The following is a 17,339-nucleotide window of genomic DNA, read 5'->3' as shown; positions in this document are numbered from 1 at the left end:
CGTCCGTCCGTCCGGACGGACGGACGGACGGAGGCGCGGGGGGGCAGTTCGTCATGGTTCGTCCGTTTGGACGGAGGTGCGGGTAGCATTTCGTCATGCCGGACGAACGACGCCCCACCATGGCGGCGCTAGCTTCGGGAGCGTGCTTGTCCCCATGACCGGCCTCCCGCGCGCCAGCCTGGGCCGCGTCCTGGAGGAGCTCGGTACCACCCTGCTCGACGTCGTCTGCGGCGACGCCCGGCTGGCCCAGGACGTCGGCGGCGTCGTCATCCACGACCCGCTCGACGAGCCCGAGCTGCCCCGCGACGCGCTGGTGCTCGGCGTCGGCCTGCACGACCCGGCCGACATCACCCGGGTCGTGACCCGGCTCGGCCGCCACGGCGCCGCCGCGCTGATCGTCCGCGCCCCCGTCGTCGCCGACGACGAGCTGGCCGCGGCGGCGCGCGAGGCGGGCGTGACGGTGCTGGCCTTCGCCCGCGGCGCGTCCTGGACGCACCTTGCGGGCATGTTGCGCACGCTGACGTCCGAGAGCGGCCGGAACGACGCCGACGCCCCCACCGTCGGCCGGATCCGGTCCGGCGACCTGTTCGCCGTCGCCAACGCCATCGCCGCGCTGCTCGACGCGCCCGTCACCATCGAGGACCGCAACTCGCGGCTGCTGGCCTTCTCCAGCCGCCAGGAGGACACCGACACCTCCCGCGTACGGACGATCCTCGGCCGACAGGTCCCGGAGCAGTACACCCGCATCCTGGAGGAACGCGGCGTGTTCCAGGCGATCTACCGCAGCGACCGGCCCGTCTTCGTGGCGCCCCTGCCCGACCCGGACGGCACGATGCAACCGCCGGCCCTGCCCCGGACGGCGAGCTCGGTGCGCGCCGGCGACGAGATCCTCGGCACGATCTGGGTCGTCGTCCCCGCGCCCCTGGACGAGGAGCGCGGCCAGGCGCTCTACGAGGCGTCCAAGCTGGTCGCCATGCACATGGTGTGGCAGCGCGCCGTCGCCGACATGGAACGCCGGCTGCGCGCGGAGCTGCTGGGCACGGCGCTGGAGAGCGGGCCAGGAGCCCTGGAGGCCGCGCGCCGCCTCGGCCTGAAGGACGAGCCCGCGGTCGTCCTCGCGCTCACCGTGGTCGGCCCGTCGGGCGAGAACCCGCTGCCCGCGCAGCTCGCCACCGAGCGCAAGCGGCTCGCCGACGCCTTCGCCATGCACCTGTCGGCCGTGCACCCCCGGGCCGCCGCCGCGCTGGTCGGCGACGTCGCGTACGGCATCCTGCCCCTCCCGCAGAACCGGCAGGACGCCGAGGAACGCGCGGTCTGGGTCGCCGCCGAGTTCCTGGCCCGCGTCGGCTCCCGCCTGCGCCCGCTGATCGGGGTGGGCCGCCCGGCCGGCGACTGCTCGGCGCTCGCCCGGTCGCGCTCGGGCGCCGATCGGGCGCTGCGTGTCCTGCGTTCCGGGGCCGCCGGGCGGCAGGTGGCCCGCCTGGACGACGTGCACGTGGACGCGCTGCTGCTGGAGCTCGCCGACCTCGTCCCCCGGGACGACGTGCCGAGCGGGTCGATCGCCCGGATCGTCGCCTACGACAGGGAGCACCAGAGCAGCCTGGTCGAGACGCTGGGCGCCTGGCTCGACGCGTTCGGCGACGTCTCCGTGGCCGCCGCCGCGATGTTCGTGCACCCCAACACGTTCCGCTACCGGCTGCGGCGGGCCGCCGAGGTCGGCCGCCTCGACCTCGGCGCCCCGGACGCGCGCCTGTCGGCCATGTTGCAACTGCGCCTGATGTCGATCAGGTCGGCCCCGGACGACTGACCGCGCCGCGCAGGCCGAGCGTGCCGATCAGGAACGCCAGCCATTCGGCGTCCTGCTCGACCGCCACGTCATGGGGGGTGGCCGCGCCGTGCCCGGCGTCGTCGAAGACGTGCAGCAGGACGGGCTCCGTCCCCCGCTGGGCCGCCTGGAGGCGGGCGGCGAACTTGCGCGCGTGCCAGGGACGGCACCGCGGGTCGGCCGCCCCCGCCTGGAGGTAGACCGCGGGGAAGACACCGGGACGGACCAGCTCGTACGGGGACATCCGCAGCAACCGCCGGACCTCCTCGGGGTCGTCCGGGTCGGCCCACGCCTTGCGGATGACGAAGTCGAGGTACGGGTCGCGGGTGCCGCCGATCAGGTCCAGCAGCGGCGCCCGTGGCAGGACGGCGCGCCACAACTCGGGCCGCGTGGTGACGGCGATCCCGCACATGAGCCCGCCGTCGGAGCCGCCGGTCAGCGCGAGCCGGTCGGGGGCCGTCACGCCCTGCGCGATCAGGTGCTCGGCGACCGCGACGAGGTCGGAGTCGCGTACGTGCCGCCGCTCCCGGTGCGCGGCCCGGTACCAGTCGCCGCCGAACTCGCCGCCCCCGCGCAGGTACGCCTGGACCAGCACGCCCCCGGCGGCCACGAAGGCGGCCAGGTCGGGCTGGTACTGGGGAAGGAGGGGCACGTTGGCCGCCCCGTACGCGGAGATCAGCGTGGGCGCGGGCCGCGCCGGGTCGACTCCGGCCGGCCGCACCACGTGGTACGGCACCTCGACGCCGTCGGCGGCGAGCGCGCGGCCTTCCACCACCTCGGCGTCGAGGGTGACGGCCGGGGCCGTCAGCGTCTGCGGCCCGCTCTCGCCGGGGCGGTGCCGGTAGACGCCCCAGGAGCTGGTCAGGGTGGAGAAGGCGAAGACGAAGTCGTCGGCGGGGAGGCCGGTGGCCAGCGCGGTCAGGGCGAAGAAGGGGGCGGCCAGCGCGCCCCGGCCGGGCAGGGGCACCTCGCCGGTGACGGCGCCCGCGCGGTCGATGATCCGGACCCTGGCGAACGTGCGGTCGAACTCGCTGAGGTACAGGTGCTCGCCGACCGGGGTGAGGGAGCGCAACACCGTGTCGCCCTCGGGGACCAGCTCGGTCCATCCCGACGGGTCGTCCGGGTCGGCGGCGTCGAGCGGGATGGCGACCACCCGGCCACGCGGGGCGCCGACGTCGGTCACGGCCACGTAGCGGTCGCCGACGACGTGCCCGGCGACCGTGCCGGCGCACCGGGTGACGAAGGGACGCCAGGCCGCCCCGGGCTCGGACAGGTCGCGGACCGCGACGGGGATCGGGCTGCCCACGCGGTGGGCGGCGACGGCCCACCGGCCGTCCGGCGAGAACTGCACGAGCGTGTACTCCCGGGAGCCCGCCGGGACCGGGACCGGCTCCACGACGGTCTCCCCCGGCGGCCCGAGCCGGTGGGTGAACACCGCCTGCTCGAACTCCTCCGGCGGCCCGGTGAGCGCGAAGAAGGAGAAGCCGCCGCTGTCGGGCCGCCACGACACGCCGCCGGTCCATGCGCTGTGCAGGACCTGCTCCGGCGCGCCGCCGAGCGGCCGGCCGGTGTCCACCTCGACGAGCCGGATCGTGTTGTGCTCGCTGCCGTCGGTGCACACGCCCAGGGCCAGGACGCGGCCGTCCGGCGAGGGCGCGAGCCAGGACAACACCGCCGGGCCCCGCCCGGTCCCGAGCACGGCGAGATCGGCGACGGTCCGGCCCTCGCCGTACGGCCGGTCGGCGACGACCACGACCGGCGCCGTCCCGCCCGGCGGGGTGACCGCGCGGAACCAGCGCCCGGCCGCGTATCTGGGCAGGGCCGGGCGGGACCCGCTGTCGTAGGCCCGGATCAGGTCCCGGACGGCCTCCGGGTCCTGCCCGTCGTAGACGACGGAGGCGGCCAGCTCGGCCTGCCGCCGCTGCCATCGCCGCACCTCGGGCGTCTCGGGCTCCAGCCAGCGGTACGGATCGGGCACGCGGACACCCGCGACGTCCTCGACGACCTCGACGGTGCGCGCGGGCGGGTAGGGAAGGGTCACGGTGACTCCGGCTGTTCGGGGTGCGGGGGCTGGTGGGCGTCCGGCGGCGCGGCGGACCCGAACTCCGCGCGGAGCCGTTCGAACGCGCCGGGGACCCGGCCGACCCGGCGGACGTGGATCAGGGCGTCGTAGGCCGCCGGGAAGTCGTCCACGGAGTCGAGGCCGCCACTGGCGAGCGTGCCGTCGATCCCGTCGAACAGCTCGCCCGGCGCGCGGCGGAGGTCGACGACGGTCACGGGCGGGCCGAGGCGGTCCAGCGGCGTCTCGACGCAGTTGGGCGGCAGGGTCCGCGTGACGAGGGAGACGTCGCAGTCGTACGGGCGCGGCGAGCGCTGCGTGAAGCGGACCTCCGGGCCGTGGCCGTAGGTGCTGCCGATGACGACCAGGCCCGCGCCCAGGGACGGGGCGAGCAGCCCGCCCAGCGTGGGACGGCCGTGGAAGGGCGTACGCCGGACGTGGGAGTTGTGGGCGCTCACCACGATCCGCTCCTCGCGTTCGAGCACCCAGGCGACGGTCTCGGCCATGAACCGTTCCCGGGGGTAGGGCCCGTCCGGCGGCACGCCCGCCACGCCCTCCTCCGCGAAGGCCAGGAGGGAGGCCGCGCAGCGGCGCAGCACCGGGTCGCCGAGCGGGAACGCGCGTCCGGCCAGGTCGCGCAGCCCCGCGAGCAGGCGGGCGCGGGCGTCGGCGGGCATGGCCGCGTAGCGGACCGCCGCCTCCGTCCGGCCGCCCAGGTCGCTCAGCCGCAGCAGCTCCTCGTCGCCCGGCCGGGCCGGCATCCGCGCCAGGCAGGCGCGCACCGCCGGGCCGGGCGAGGTGGACGATCCGGGCAGGTCCATGCCGTAGAAGGACACCTTCGCCGGTTCGCCGGAGTTGCGGCGGCGCATCCAGTCCAGTTGCCGCCGCATCGGCTCGCACTCGCCGAACCGGTAGGTGATGCCGTCGCGGGCGACCGTCTCGACCTGCCCCGGTCCGCCGTGGACCCAGGCGTCCACGGCCAGCCCCTCGGCGAAGCCGGACTCCATCACGAAGGCCGTGAACCCCAGCTCGCGGACGAGGATGCGGAACAGCCGGTCCTTGAGCCGGTAGAACTCCGGCACGTTGTGCGCCCCCTCGCCGACGGCCACCACCCGCGCGTCCCCGACCAGATCCCGCACCGTACGGGCGTCGTCGAGGTCGGCGGCCTCCGGGTCGAGGTGGCGCAGCGGCCGGGCGAACGCTTCCCGGATCATGCGTGGTAGTACCAGAGCTCGGGCGTGTACAGGTAGCTGAGCAGGGCCCGGAACGACGACTGCGGGCCGGACAGCGTGTCCTTCCACACGACCAGGGTGTGGGGGGTCGGGAAGAACAACACGGGCAGGTCCTCGGCGATCCGGGTCACCTCGGCCGACAGGGCCTTGGTGTCGGCCCCGAACGTGGAGGCGTCGATCAGCCGGTCCACCTCGGCGTTGCCGTAGCTGCCCAGGTTGAAGCTGCCCTTGGTGTTGAACACGGTGTTGCTGCTGGGGTAACCGGCCGCCAGGTAGAGCGGCCCGTAGTCCTGCATCGCCCACTCGTTCTTGCTCGCGGGCGCGAAGGTGTTGCCGTAGTTGCTGTACATGTAGGTGAGGGACTTGGTCACGATCTTGACCTCGATGCCGAGCTTCTTGGCCGCCGAGGCGAAGGCGACGTCCCGGGCGCCGACGTAGGCGGGGGTGTTCGCGGAGGCCAGGGTGAAGCTGATCTTCTGGCCGCGCGGGATGCCGGCGCCGCACTCGCCCGGCCCGTCGCCGGGGCGTACGCAGGTGGTGGCGCCGTTCGGCGTGACCTGCCAGCCGTTGGCGGTGAGCAGCTTCTCCGCCGCCGCCGGGTCGTGCGGGTACGGCGGCGTCCCGCCGAACGCGGGCGGGTACGGCGAGCCGCTGCCCGCCGTGCTGTAGTTCGGCGACCCGGCGCCGTTGTAGATGCCCCGGCCGGCGATGTAGCCCGGCTGGTCGATGAGCTGTTGGAGGGCCTGCCGGACGTACGGCTGGGCGATGATCTTGTCGAAGCCGTTCACCGTGTTGCCGAAGTTGATGGTCAACGCGTCGAACCGGGCGGGCGCGGGCGCGCCGTAGACGTTGAACCCCTTCGCCTTCAGCGCGCCGATCTGGGCGATGAAGCTGGAGTCCAGCGTGCCGACGGTGAGGTTACCGGCCTTGAACTGGTTGAGCACCGCCGAGGCGGAGGTGAACGCCTTGAAGTCGACCTGGTCGAGCCGCGACTCGCCGGGCCCGCTGTAGGACTCGTTGGGCGCAAGCGAGAACGACCCCGTCGTCGGGTCGAAGCTCTTGAGCCGGAACGGCCCGTTGACCACCTGCCACAGCGGGTTCGTGGCGAACGTGGACTGGGACTCCGACTCCTTCGTGAGGTACTTGTAGATCGCCTTGGCGTTCTTCGGCTCGGTGTAGTCCAGGTGCGGCCCGCCGGCGCGGTCGACGTTCCACGCCTTGGACGGCATCACGTACAGCAGCGTGAGCATGGACATCAGGTACGACGGGTTGTACGCGGTCTCCAGCGCGAGGGTCAGCGTGTCCGGCTTGGCGGCCTTGGCGGTGACCCCGTCGGGGAACTGGCCGGGCGTGTAGAAGCTCCAGTTGGCCGGGCTCTCCGCGAGCGCCGCCTTGAGCAGGGTGAGGGAGAAGACGACGTCCTCGGCCGTGACCGGGGTGCCGTCGGACCACTTGTAGTCCTTCATCTTGATCGTCACGGTCTTGCGGTCGGGGCTGTAGGCGGGGGGCTCGGCCAGGCTCAGCTCGGCGTCGGCGACCTGGTCACCCTCGCCGCTGGGCCGGTAGAGGGAGCGCCACATCAGGCCGCGGGCGATGACCGTCCCGTTGGCCGAGGCCGGCGGGTAGGGGTAGATGTAGTTCGGGCTGAGTCCGGGGGTGAGCGCGACCGTGACCGCGCCGCCGTCCTTGGGCTTGCCCGACTGCGCCGGCTGGCTGGCGTAGCCGGCGGCGGCGTCCTTCGCGGCGCCCCCGCCGCCGGTGCACGCGGTGGCGGCCGTCACCACCGCGACGGCGAGCACCACCGCCAGGCGTGCTCGCTGCTTTCCGGACACGTGCGTCATGACAGGCTCCCTACATGTGGGGTGGAAGTGCGCGAAGAGGGCAGAGGGGCGGGCTCAGTCGGCCCGCCGCCCGACGGCGTCGCGCAGGGCGTCGGCGAGCAGGTTGAGCGCCAGCACCGTGAGGACGATGCAGCCGCCGACCGGGTAGATCAGCCACCAGTAGTCGGCCGAGATGTAGGCGACGCCGCCGGCGAGCTGGCTCCCCCAGTCCTCGGTCGGGTACGTCAGCCCGAACCCCAGGAATCCCAGGGCGGCGACGACGAGGATCGCGTCGGCGACCTGGAAGGTGATGTTGACGATGATCACGCCGAGCGCGTTCGGGATCAGGTGGGTGAGGATGAGCCGCCGCCGGGAGGCGCCCATGACCCGCGCGGCCAGCACGAACTCCCGCACCCGCAGGGTCAGCACCTCGCCGCGCACCAGCCGGGCGGAGACCAGCCAGGAGAACCCGCCGATGACCAGGCTCAGCGACAGCGCGTCGGCGTGGAAGCGGGCCGACAGGATCAGGACGAAGAACAGGAACGGCACCGAGAGCATGACGTCGACCAGGCGCATCAGGAACCCGTCCACCACTCCCCCGGCCAGCCCGGCGACGGCGCCGTAGAGGGTGCCGATCGTGGTGGCGAACAGGGCGGCGAGCAGCCCGATCTGCAGGGACAGCCGGCCGCCGGCCATCAGCCGCCCGAGCACGTCGAACCCGTTGGCGTCCGTGCCGAGGGGGTGCCCGGGGCCGGGGGGCAGGGCCGCGTTGACCAGGTCCACGTCGACCTGGTTGGTGGGGTGGAGCAGCGGCCCGAGGAAGCAGAACCCGAAGATCAGCAGCAGGAGCAGGCCGCCCGCCAGCCCGAGCGGGCTGCGCCGGAGCATGCGCGGCGACGGGAAGCGGTTGCGCGCCGGAGCGGTCCCGGCCCTCTCGTCACCGGGCCGTGCGTGCAGGTTCTGTGCGGTCATTTCCTCAGCTCGATTCGGCGGTCGGCGGTCGCGACCACGAGGTCGGCGACGAAGTTGCCGGCCACGGTCAGGACACCGCCGATGAGGGTGTAGGCGAGCAGCACGGGATAGTCCTCGCGTTGCAGGCTGTTGAGGAACAGCAGGCCGAGGCCGGGATAGTTGAACAGCGACTCGACGATCAGGTTGCCCGCCAGCAGCGTGGGGATGAGCGTGCCGACCAGCGTGACCAGCGGCAGGCAGGCGTTGCGCAGCAGGTGGCGGAGCAGGATCAGCCGCTCCGGCAGGCCCTTGGCCCGCGCCACCCTGATGTAGTCCTGGCCGAGCTGGTCCAGGGCCGAGGAACGCTGGTACTGCGCGAAGACGGCGACACTGGCCGCGGCGAGCGTGATGACCGGCAGCGCCATGGCCCGCGGATCGGTGAAGACCACCCACGGCGAGTGCGACTGGGACGCCTCTGCCGGGAAGACGGGCAGCGCCTGGCTGAAGACGGCGATCAGGATCAGCCCGAGCAGGAACGACGGCGTCGCGTAGAGCACGTACGAAGCGGCCGTGAGCAACCGGTCGGCCAGGCTGTTGCGCCGGACGGCCTGGAGGATGCCGAGCGGCACGGCGATCACCAGCGCCACCGCCAGTCCGGCCGCCGACAACATCGCGCTGCGGCCGGCGGTCTGCCCGAGCAGGGTCGCCACGTTCTCGTTCAGCTTGTACGACCTGCCCAGGTCCGCGTGGGCGAGCTGGCCCAGGTAGCTGACGTACTGGGCGAGGACCGGGCGGTCGAAGCCGTGCCGGGTGTTGAAGTCGGCGACCGCCTCCGGCGAGGCGCGCTGTCCCAGGACGACCCGGCCTGGGCTGTCCGAGACGAGGTTCAGCATGAGGAACACCACGGCGGAGATCCCGAGCAGGACGACGGCCGAGATCAACAGCCGCCGGACCACGTACCAGGTCATGACTGGGAGACCCCCTTCGGTGAGATGCCCGCGGGTTCGAGCGGCCGCAGCGGGTGGTGGCAGGCGACCTGGTGGGTGCCGGTGACCGGCCGCGGGAGGGGTTCGGTCCGGGCGCACAGCTCGTCGGCGAGGGCGCAGCGGGTGCGGAACCGGCATCCGCTGGGCGGGTCGATCGGGCTCGGCAGCTCGCCGCGTACCCGGGCGCCGCGCGGGAGCCGGGCCTGCGGGTCCACGTCGGGGACGGCCGCGAGCAGCCCGGCGGTGTAGGGGTGGGCGGGGGTGCCGTACACCTCCTCGGTGGTGCCGGTCTCGACAAGTTTGCCCAGGTACATGACCCCGACCCGATCGGCCAGGTACCGGACGACGGCGAGGTCGTGCGAGATCACCACGCTGGAGAGCCCGCGTTCGGCCTGGATGCCGCGCATCAGGTTGAGCACCTGGGAGCGGATGGACACGTCCAGCGCGCTGACCGGCTCGTCGGCGACCAGCACCGCCGGGTCGAGGGCGAGCGCGCGGGCCAGGTTCACCCGCTGCCGCTGCCCGCCGGACAGCTCGTGGGGGTAACGTTCCAAGACGCTCTCGGGCAGGCCGACGTCCCGCAGCAGCTCGCGGGCGCGGGCGGTCCGGTGGGCGCGACCGCCGGCGCCCTGGATCGCGAGGGGTTCGCGCAGGATCGTGCCGATGCGCATCCGGGGGTCGAGGGCGGCGCCGGAGTCCTGGAACATCATCTGGAGCCGGCTGCGGCGCTCCCCGAGCGCCCGCGCGCTCATGCGGCTGACCGGCTCGCCGTCGAAGATCACCTCACCGGACGTGGGCCGGTCGAGCGCCACGAGCATCCTGCCCAGGGAGGACTTGCCGCAGCCCGACTCGCCCACCAGCCCGAACGTCTCCCCTGCCGCCACCTCGAAGCTCACGCCCGAGACCGCCTTGAGGGTACGGCGTCCGCCGAACAGGCCCCTGCCGCCCACCGGGTACTCGCGCCTGAGGTCCACGACGCGCAACCGCGGCTCGGCGGGACGCTCGGCGGGCGCGGCCGGGCGGGCCGTGAACCAGCTCCTGACCAGGTCGGCCGGGCCGGAGGCCGGATGGTGGCAGGCGTGGACGTGCCCGCCGTCCTCCGCCGAGGCGGCCGGGCGCTCCTTCCGGCACCGGTCCGTGGCGGCCTCGCAGCGCGGCGCGAACGGGCAGCCGGGCGTGGCCACGGTCAGGTCGGGCGGCGCGCCGGGGATGCTGAACAGCCGCTCGTCCCTGTCGTGGGTGAGCGAGGGGATCGAGGAGAGCAGGGCGTGCGTGTAGCGGTGGCGGGTCCGGCCGAACAGCACGGGCGTGGGGGCGGTCTCGGCGACGCGACCGGCGTACATGACGGCGACGCGGTCGGCGTGCCGGGCGATCACCCCCATGTCGTGCGTGATGAGGATCATCGACATGCCGAGCCGGGACCGCAGGTCGTCGAGGAGGTCGAGGATCTCGGCCTGGATGGTCACGTCGAGGGCCGTGGTCGGCTCGTCGGCGATGACCACCCGCGGCTCGCAGGCCAGGGCCATCGCGATCATCACGCGCTGCCGCATGCCGCCCGAGAGCTGGTGGGGGTAGTCGTCCATCCGCTCGGCCGGGCGCGGCAGCCCGACCAGGGCCAGCACCTCCGCGGCGCGCTCGCGGGCGGCCCGCCTGGACGCGCCGTGGTGCAGCCGTACCGGCTCGGCGACCTGCTCGCCGATGCGCCGGGTCGGGTTCAGCGCCGTCATCGAGTCCTGGAACACCATCGCGATCTCGTTGCCGCGCAGGGCCCGGTAGCGGGCGGCGGGCAGCCCGACCAGTTCCTCGCCGCCGAAGTCGATCGAGCCGCCGGTCACCCGGCCGCCGGCCGGGAGCATGCCCATGATCGCCAGACCGGTCATGGACTTGCCGGACCCGGTCTCGCCGACGACCCCCAGGGTCTCGCCGCGGTTCAGCACCAGACCGACGTCCGAGACCGGGCGGACGACCCTGTCCCCGCGCCGGATCTCGACCGACAGATCCCGGATCGCCAGCACGCGATCGCTCTCCAAATCCATCCGACGATAGTGGGACCCGGGCCACCTGCGGTGTTCGTCGCGGTCATCGAACGTTCGGGCCCGCGTTCGTCCGGGCGTACCAACTGATCGGCGGGGGTCGGGGGCGGGGGCCGGACATGGGAACGACCCGCCCGGCGCGCTGACCGGGCGGGTCGTCCCCGGTGCGGATGGTCCTGGTGCTTGGGCTCAGTCGGGGGTGCGGCGGTCGGCGCGGCCGTCGTGCAGGTATTGGGCGCGGCCGGTCCCGTCGTCGCCGAGGAAGGCGATCGGCGCGCGCACGCCGCGCTCGGGTTCGAGCGGGAGCAGCACGTCGCCGCGCCAGCCGACCAGCTCCGTGCGGTACGGCACCTCGTCCAGCTCGGCGGTGATCCCGACGGGCGTGCGCAGCAACCACACCCGGCCCGTCTCGTCCCTGGTCACGGCCGTCTCGCAGGTGCTCGACGTGTACGTGCCGACGTACCGGGAGGCGTCCGCGGGCGACACGGCGGGGCCGGGCGCCGGCGGCGCGGGCAGCTCGATCCCGGCCAGCTCGCCCAGCACGCGGCCGGCGATCTCGGCGAACACCGGCCGCGACCGGCCGCCGTTGGCGACGATCACCACGGCCACGTCGTGTCCCGGCACCGCGCGCAGGCACGCCGACTGGCCGATCGTGCTGCCGTCGTGGCCGACGACCATGCCTCCGGGCAGGTCGAACAGCTCCCATCCCAGGCCCCACGCGGTGCCCTGGGCGATGTCGGGCAGCCTGACCTGCGGCCGCCGCATCGCGCTGACGCCCTCCTCGCTCAGCACGCGGACGCCGTCCGGGCCGGTGCCGCCGGCGAGGTGCATGCGGGCGAAGGCCAGCAGGTCGCGCGGGCGCATCGCCAGCATCGACCCGGCGGGCGCGTTCGAGCGGGCCAGCGCCCACACCGGGGTCGGCTCGTACGGGCCGTCCGGCGTCCGCTGCACGTGCCCGACCGCCGTGCGGTGGACGATCGCCTCGTACGGGTCGCAGGCGGCGTGGGTCATGCCGAGGGGCGTGAACAGGTGATCCCGCATGCAGTCGTCGAACGGCCGCCCGCGCACGACCTCGACGATCCGGCCCAGTACGCAGTAGCCGGCGTTGTTGTAGGAGAACATCTCCCCCGGCTCGAACAGCTGCGGCACCTCGCGCAGGACGTCCACGTACTTCTCGACGCAGTCGTCGCCCTTGCCGGTGTCGGTGAAGACGTCCCCCTCGAAGCCCGCGACGTGGCACATGAGCTGCCGGGTGGTGATCCGCCGCGCGGCCCGGTCGTCGCCGATCCGGAACCGCGGGAGATAGGTCCGTACGGGCGCGTCGAGGTCGAGCCTGCCCTCCTCGGCCAGTTGCACGGCCAGCGTGGCGGTGAGCACCTTGGTGATCGAGCCGATCTGGAAGAGGGAGTCGGGGGTGGCCTCGACGCCCGTGGCCGTGCTCAGCGTCCCGGCGGCGACCTCGACCGTCTCCCCGCCCGCGTGGACCGCCACGGCGGCCCCGGGCACCTGGTTGTCGGCGAGCAGCCCCGCCAGCCGGCGCCGCAACCACGCGCCGATCTCGTCCAGCTCCGGCACCGGTGTCCCCCCTGGCTCGATTCGACACGACCTTAGAGCCGGCGGGGATCGTCCCGTTCGTTCGATTCCATCACGCATGCCACGTCCGTTCGTCGGGACGACCGAAGCGATGATCTATGACAGATATTTCAGTATTGCCTGACTCGCTGTCATATGCGATGTTCCGCTCACAAGCCGCATGAGCGCAGCTCATGTCACCCCCGGAGAAAGGCGTCACCATGCGTCGAATCTCAACCCTGTTAGCCCTGGCCTCCGGCGTCTGCCTGGCATTGTCCGGCTGGGCCACCGCCGCCGAGGCCACCTCCCCGGCCGCCGCCGACCAGCAGCGCTACATCGTCCAGCTCTCGGGCGTGTCGCGGGCTCAGGTGGCGAACGAGGCGCAGCAGCAGGTCACGGAGCACAAGGGTGTGCTGGTGGGTACCTACCGGTACGCCTTCCAGGGCTACACCGCGCTCCTCACCCCCGACGAGGCCGCCAAGCTCAAGGGCGAGGCGGGCGTGGTCTCCGTCGAGCCCGACCACGAGGTGCACGCCTTCGCCCAGACCGTGCCGTCCGGCATCAAGCGCATCTTCGCCGACCAGAACGCCAACCTCGACATCGACGGCACCGACGACGTCCGTGTGGACGTGGACGCGGCGGTCGTCGACACCGGTGTCGACCTCGACCACCCCGACCTGAACGTGGTGGCCAGCACCAACTGCACCAGCGGCGTCTGCTCGGGCACCGGTGACGACGACAACGGGCACGGCAGCCACGTGGCCGGCACGATCGGCGCCATCGACAACTCCATCGGCGCGGTCGGCGTCGCCCCCGGCGCCCGCATCCACGCGGTCAAGGTGCTCAACTCGGCGGGCTCCGGCACGCTGGCCGGCATCGCGGCGGGCCTGGACTGGGTCGTGGCCAGGGCGAGCACGATCGAGGTCATCAACCTGAGCCTCGGCTGCGAGGGCTGCACCAGCTCCGCGATCAGCAACGCGATCACGAACGCCACCAACGCGGGCATCGTCGTGGTCGTGGCGGCGGGCAACAGCTCGTCCGACGCCGCCACGTTCTTCCCGGCCAACCACCCCGACGTCGTCACCGTCTCGGCCGTGACCGACTTCGACGGGCAGCCGGGCGGCCTGGCCGGCACGATCACCGTCCCGTGCCGGACCGACGGGGCCGTCGACACCGACGACACGCTCGCCTGGTTCTCCAACTACGGCACCACCATCGAGGTCGCGGCCCCGGGCACCTGCATCTACTCCACGTGGATGAACGGCGGCTACAACACCATCAGCGGCACCTCGATGGCCAGCCCGCACGTCGCCGGCGCGGCGGCCGTACTGACCAGCGGCACGCACAAGACGACCAACCGGGCCGGGGCGCTGGCCGTACGGGACAAGCTGAAGGCCACGGGCAACCTCAACTGGACCGACGACGCCACCGACGGGGTCAAGGAACGGCTGCTCGACGTGCACGACGCCACGCAGTACCCGCCGACCACGGGCGGCAACCAGTCGCCGGTCGCCAGCTTCACCCAGTCGTGCGACAACACCACGCGGGTGTGCTCGTTCAACGGGTCGGGCTCCAGTGACCCGGACGGGACCATCGCCTCGTACGCGTGGACCTTCGGCGACAGCTCCTCGGGCACCGGCGCGACCGTGTCGCACACCTACGCCGCCGCCGGGACCTACACCGTGACCCTCACCGTGACGGACAACGGCGGGGCCACGAACTCCACCAGCGCGAGCATCACGGTCGGGACCACTCCGGGCAACTGCACCGGCTACACGACGCCGTTCTCCGGCAACCTGACCAGCGGGCAGAACGTGTACTACCCGAACAGCACCGGCTACACGGCGGCCGCCGGGACGCACCGAGCCTGCCTCGACGGGCCTACCGGGGTGGACTTCGACCTGTACCTGCAGAAGCAGGGCATCCTCGGCTGGAGCACGGTCGCCAGCAGCAGCGGCACCGGGCCCGACGAGTCGCTGACCTACAACGGGACGGCGGGCACCTACCGCATCCGCGTGCACGCCTACAGCGGATCCGGCGCCTACACCGGCGGCTACACCAAGCCGTGACCACCCGCTCCACCTGCACCAACGGCCACGCCAGGTCGTGACCGCCCGCCTGCACGGGCGTCGCACCAGGCCGTGACGACCCGCCTGCACGGGCGTCGCGGTAGGCCGTGACCGTGCACTCCGCGACCCCGTGCGCCCACCGCACGGGGTCGCGCCACACCCGGGCACGGGCGGGCGGACCAACCAGACACCGGGTCAGCCGGGCAGGGGGTCAGCCGGGCAGGGGGTCAGCCGGGCAGGGGGTCAGCCGGGCAGGGGCGTCCTGGTCGTGGGGCGGGGCTCGATCTCGGGGAAGGAGCCGTCGCCGAACAGGATCCGGGCCGCCAACGCCCGGCCCGCGCGACCGCGCAGCGCGGCCACCGCCGCCTCCGCCGCCAGCGGCGACCGCACCCCGGCGAACACCCGCCGCAACAACAACCGCCCCCGGAACCGGGCCCGCAACGCGGCCCCGTCGTACCGCCCCAGCATCCCTTCGTCACCGGTGCGCAGGAACCCGGCGACGACCGCCGCGGCCAGTTCGGACATGCGCAGGCAGGGGTCCAGCCCACCGGCCGTCAGCGGCGACACCGCGCCCGCCGCGTCCCCGACGAGCAGCCCGGACGGGCACGCCAGCCGCCGCAGCACCCCGCCGACCGGGATCGGACCGCCCCGCCGCTCGACCGGCCCGGCGGGCGCGGAACGGCCGGGCGCGTCGGCGGCGAAGGCGTCCAGCAGGTGGCGGACGCCCGCCCGCATCGCCGCCGGATCGCCCGCGACGCCGACGTGCGCGTGCCGCCCGTCGTCGACCACCCACCCCAGGTACCCCGGAGCCACCCGCGGATCAAGCACGCAGTGGAACGCCGGGACGCCCCCGCCCGGCGCGACCGGATGGACGATCTCCGCGCCCACCAGGAAGCGCCGGTTGACGTCGAGGCCGAGATCGCGGGCCACCCGCGACCGGGCGCCGTCCGCCCCCACGACGAACCTGGCCGCCACCGGCTCGGCGCCCTCCAGCCGTACGACGCCCGCCGATGTCCCGGCGTACCGCACGCCCAGCATGACCTGCGCCCCGGCCGACTCCGCCGCCCGGCGGGCGTGCTCGTTGACGGCCGCCATGTCGGCCACCCGGAACTCGTCCCGGTCGCTGGTGAGCCGGATCGGCGAGCGGCGCGACGGCGGGTACAGCAGCACGTCCCGGACGCCGGGCCCGAGCAGGTGGTCCGGCAGGTCGAAGTCGTCGAGGGTGCGGCGTACGAAGATGCCCGTGGTGCGGATGCCGGCCGACAACGACCTGCGGCGGTCGACGACCATGACGTTCAGCTCCCGCCGGGCCAGCAGGCGGGCCGTGCTCAACCCGGCCAGCCCCGCTCCCACGACCAGGACGTCCACTGTCTGCATGTTTCTGGACGTTAGGCGCGTTCCGCCGCCCGTGGCGCCGCCTGCACGGTACCCGTCCCCAACCTTCACACCACCGCCACACCCGTCCATCGAGGGGGCACGTCTCGTCAGGGCGTGCGCGCGAGCAGGCGCCCGGTCAGGCCGTCGACGTAGCCGGGGGTCAGCGGAACGGCTCCGAACAGGACGCGGACGTACATCGGGGCCAAGAGGTGATCGACCACGTCGAGGACCTCCGGAGGGTGCTCGCCCCGGTCGCGGGCCCGGTCGAGCATGACCTGGAGCTGGCGGGAGCGTTCGGCGAGGAACGCCTCGCGCGCCCGTACGCCGTCGTCGCCCGCCGACGACAGGGCGATGACCAGGCGCAGCACGGCCAGGCCGTCGGGACCGGTGACGTCTCTGGCCACGTTGGCCGCGTAGGCGCGCAGGTCGCCGTCCAGGCTGCCGGTGTCGGGGACGGGCGAGGTGGTGGTGAGCCCGGTGATCGCGACGTCCATGGTCAGGGCCTCAAGCGTGCCCCAGCGCCGGTAGACGCTGGTGTCGGCCACGCCCGCGCGGGCCGCGACCTCGCCGACGGTGTAGTTGCCGAAGCCGCGTTCGGCGATCAGGTCGGTGACGGCCCGGTGCACCGCCGTGCGGACCCGGGCGCTGCGCCCGCCGGGACGCCGGGCGGGTTGTCGCTCTTCCTCCATGCCCCAACCCTAACGCAGCCATGACTTGCGTTTGCGGTGGATCGAGCCCTAGAGTCCTCGCCGTAAACGCAGTCACGACCTGCTTTAGAGGCGGGACGAGACCCTGGGCGCCGACGCGTCCGCCGAGCCCCCTCTAAGGAGCCCCACGATGACCTCGGTGATCGACCAGATCGACCGCGCCCTCGCCATGACCGGCCACGTCGTCGAGGGCCTCACCGGCGACCGGCTCGCCGCCCCCACCCTCTGCCCGGCCTGGGACGTACGGACCGAGCTCAACCACCTGGTCGGCGGCATGCGCATCTTCGCCGCCGAGCTCACCGGCACCGACGGCGGCGCGGCGCACGAGGACGACTGGCTCGGCGACGACCCGCGGGCGGCCTTCGCCCTCGCCGACAGCCTCGACCGGGACGCCTGGCACCGCCCCGGAGCCCTGGACGGGACCGTCCGCCTGGGGTTCGGCGAGCTGCCGGGGCCGATGGCCGCGCTCGTGCACCTCACCGAAGTGCTCGTCCACGGCGCCGGCCTGGCCCTGGCCACCGGCCAGGAAGCCCTCGCGGACGACGCCGCGTGCGACGAGCTCCTCACGATCATGCTCGCCATGGATTTCGCCGCCTTCCGGCGGCCCGGCATGTTCGGCCCCGAGGTACCGGCCGACCCCGCCGACCCCGCGCACCGCCGCCTTTTGGCCTTCACCGGCCGCCGCCTCCCGTCCCGCTGAAAGCCGGA

12 protein-coding genes are annotated in these 17,339 nt (G+C 73.6%); 3 read left to right on the top strand and 9 right to left on the bottom strand.

The features are described from left to right. Positions 1-142 precede the first annotated feature (142 nt). On the top strand, positions 143-1,807 hold the full coding sequence (locus tag DMB42_RS29320) for a helix-turn-helix domain-containing protein (protein ID WP_260478016.1): 1,665 nt from the start codon (positions 143-145) through the stop codon (positions 1,805-1,807). Here the strand turns inward: DMB42_RS29320 and DMB42_RS29315 are convergent. The 7 genes from DMB42_RS29315 to DMB42_RS29285 form a co-directional block, all read right to left on the bottom strand. Then, positions 1,785-3,866, bottom strand: coding sequence for a prolyl oligopeptidase family serine peptidase (locus tag DMB42_RS29315; RefSeq protein WP_125638486.1), 2,082 nt, complete (start codon positions 3,864-3,866; stop codon positions 1,785-1,787). The two genes, DMB42_RS29320 and DMB42_RS29315, sit on opposite strands and share 23 nt — an antisense overlap. After that, positions 3,863-5,098, bottom strand: a complete 1,236-nt coding sequence (locus tag DMB42_RS29310) for an erythromycin esterase family protein (RefSeq protein WP_125638483.1) — start codon at positions 5,096-5,098, stop codon at positions 3,863-3,865. Before DMB42_RS29310 ends, DMB42_RS29315 begins: the two co-directional genes overlap by 4 nt. Further along, a complete protein-coding gene (locus DMB42_RS29305) occupies positions 5,095-6,957 on the bottom strand; it encodes an ABC transporter substrate-binding protein (RefSeq protein WP_125638480.1) in 1,863 nt (620 codons plus the stop codon). The genes DMB42_RS29310 and DMB42_RS29305 overlap by 4 nt, the downstream gene beginning before the upstream one ends. Positions 6,958-7,011: 54 nt before the next feature. Next, a complete protein-coding gene (locus DMB42_RS29300) occupies positions 7,012-7,908 on the bottom strand; it encodes an ABC transporter permease (RefSeq protein ID WP_221762401.1) in 897 nt (298 codons plus the stop codon). Further along, complete coding sequence (locus DMB42_RS29295) at positions 7,905-8,855, bottom strand: ABC transporter permease (RefSeq protein ID WP_125638477.1); 951 nt, start codon at positions 8,853-8,855, stop codon at positions 7,905-7,907. Before DMB42_RS29295 ends, DMB42_RS29300 begins: the two co-directional genes overlap by 4 nt. Next, positions 8,852-10,909 (bottom strand): ABC transporter ATP-binding protein, encoded by a 2,058-nt coding sequence (locus tag DMB42_RS29290; protein WP_125638474.1) that lies wholly within the window; start codon positions 10,907-10,909, stop codon positions 8,852-8,854. The genes DMB42_RS29295 and DMB42_RS29290 overlap by 4 nt, the downstream gene beginning before the upstream one ends. 186 nt (positions 10,910-11,095) lie before the next feature. Continuing rightward, positions 11,096-12,481 carry a serine hydrolase gene (locus DMB42_RS29285; RefSeq protein WP_125638471.1) on the bottom strand — a complete coding sequence of 462 codons (1,386 nt, stop codon included), beginning with the start codon at positions 12,479-12,481 and terminating at the stop codon, positions 11,096-11,098. Between the two features lie 218 nt (positions 12,482-12,699). Here DMB42_RS29285 and DMB42_RS29280 point away from each other — a divergent pair, with 218 nt between their 5' ends. Next, positions 12,700-14,547, top strand: coding sequence for a S8 family serine peptidase (locus tag DMB42_RS29280; RefSeq protein ID WP_125638468.1), 1,848 nt, complete (start codon positions 12,700-12,702; stop codon positions 14,545-14,547). A gap of 243 nt (positions 14,548-14,790) precedes the next feature. Here DMB42_RS29280 and DMB42_RS29275 read toward each other — a convergent pair whose 3' ends face one another. Together DMB42_RS29275 and DMB42_RS29270 are read right to left on the bottom strand one after the other, a co-directional pair. Next, the gene (locus DMB42_RS29275; RefSeq protein ID WP_125638465.1) at positions 14,791-15,924 is read right to left on the bottom strand and encodes an NAD(P)/FAD-dependent oxidoreductase; all 1,134 of its coding nucleotides are present in this window, start codon (positions 15,922-15,924) and stop codon (positions 14,791-14,793) included. Positions 15,925-16,031: 107 nt separating this feature from the next. Beyond that, positions 16,032-16,613, bottom strand: a complete 582-nt coding sequence (locus tag DMB42_RS29270; protein WP_125638462.1) for a TetR/AcrR family transcriptional regulator — start codon at positions 16,611-16,613, stop codon at positions 16,032-16,034. Between the two features lie 148 nt (positions 16,614-16,761). Here DMB42_RS29270 and DMB42_RS29265 point away from each other — a divergent pair, with 148 nt between their 5' ends. Further along, positions 16,762-17,331, top strand: coding sequence for a TIGR03086 family metal-binding protein (locus DMB42_RS29265; protein WP_125638459.1), 570 nt, complete (start codon positions 16,762-16,764; stop codon positions 17,329-17,331). The last annotated feature ends 8 nt before the right edge of the window (positions 17,332-17,339 follow it).

This window comes from Nonomuraea sp. WAC 01424 (assembly GCF_003947315.1).
GTDB classification, from domain to species: domain Bacteria; phylum Actinomycetota; class Actinomycetes; order Streptosporangiales; family Streptosporangiaceae; genus Nonomuraea; species Nonomuraea spiralis.
This window is presented reverse-complemented; position numbering and strand designations above follow the sequence as displayed.

What these genes read in the sequence shown, in the direction of transcription:
- DMB42_RS29290 (WP_125638474.1), bottom strand. Translation starts at nt 10,909, where the DNA reads ATGGATTTGGAGAGCGATCGCGTGCTGGCGATCCGGGATCTGTCGGTC.
- DMB42_RS29265 (WP_125638459.1), top strand. Translation starts at nt 16,762, where the DNA reads ATGACCTCGGTGATCGACCAGATCGACCGCGCCCTCGCCATGACCGGC.
- DMB42_RS29300 (WP_221762401.1), bottom strand. Translation starts at nt 7,908, where the DNA reads ATGACCGCACAGAACCTGCACGCACGGCCCGGTGACGAGAGGGCCGGG.
- DMB42_RS29305 (WP_125638480.1), bottom strand. Translation starts at nt 6,957, where the DNA reads ATGACGCACGTGTCCGGAAAGCAGCGAGCACGCCTGGCGGTGGTGCTC.
- DMB42_RS29295 (WP_125638477.1), bottom strand. Translation starts at nt 8,855, where the DNA reads ATGACCTGGTACGTGGTCCGGCGGCTGTTGATCTCGGCCGTCGTCCTG.
- DMB42_RS29275 (WP_125638465.1), bottom strand. Translation starts at nt 15,924, where the DNA reads ATGCAGACAGTGGACGTCCTGGTCGTGGGAGCGGGGCTGGCCGGGTTG.
- DMB42_RS29310 (WP_125638483.1), bottom strand. Translation starts at nt 5,098, where the DNA reads ATGATCCGGGAAGCGTTCGCCCGGCCGCTGCGCCACCTCGACCCGGAG.
- DMB42_RS29270 (WP_125638462.1), bottom strand. Translation starts at nt 16,613, where the DNA reads ATGGAGGAAGAGCGACAACCCGCCCGGCGTCCCGGCGGGCGCAGCGCC.
- DMB42_RS29280 (WP_125638468.1), top strand. Translation starts at nt 12,700, where the DNA reads ATGCGTCGAATCTCAACCCTGTTAGCCCTGGCCTCCGGCGTCTGCCTG.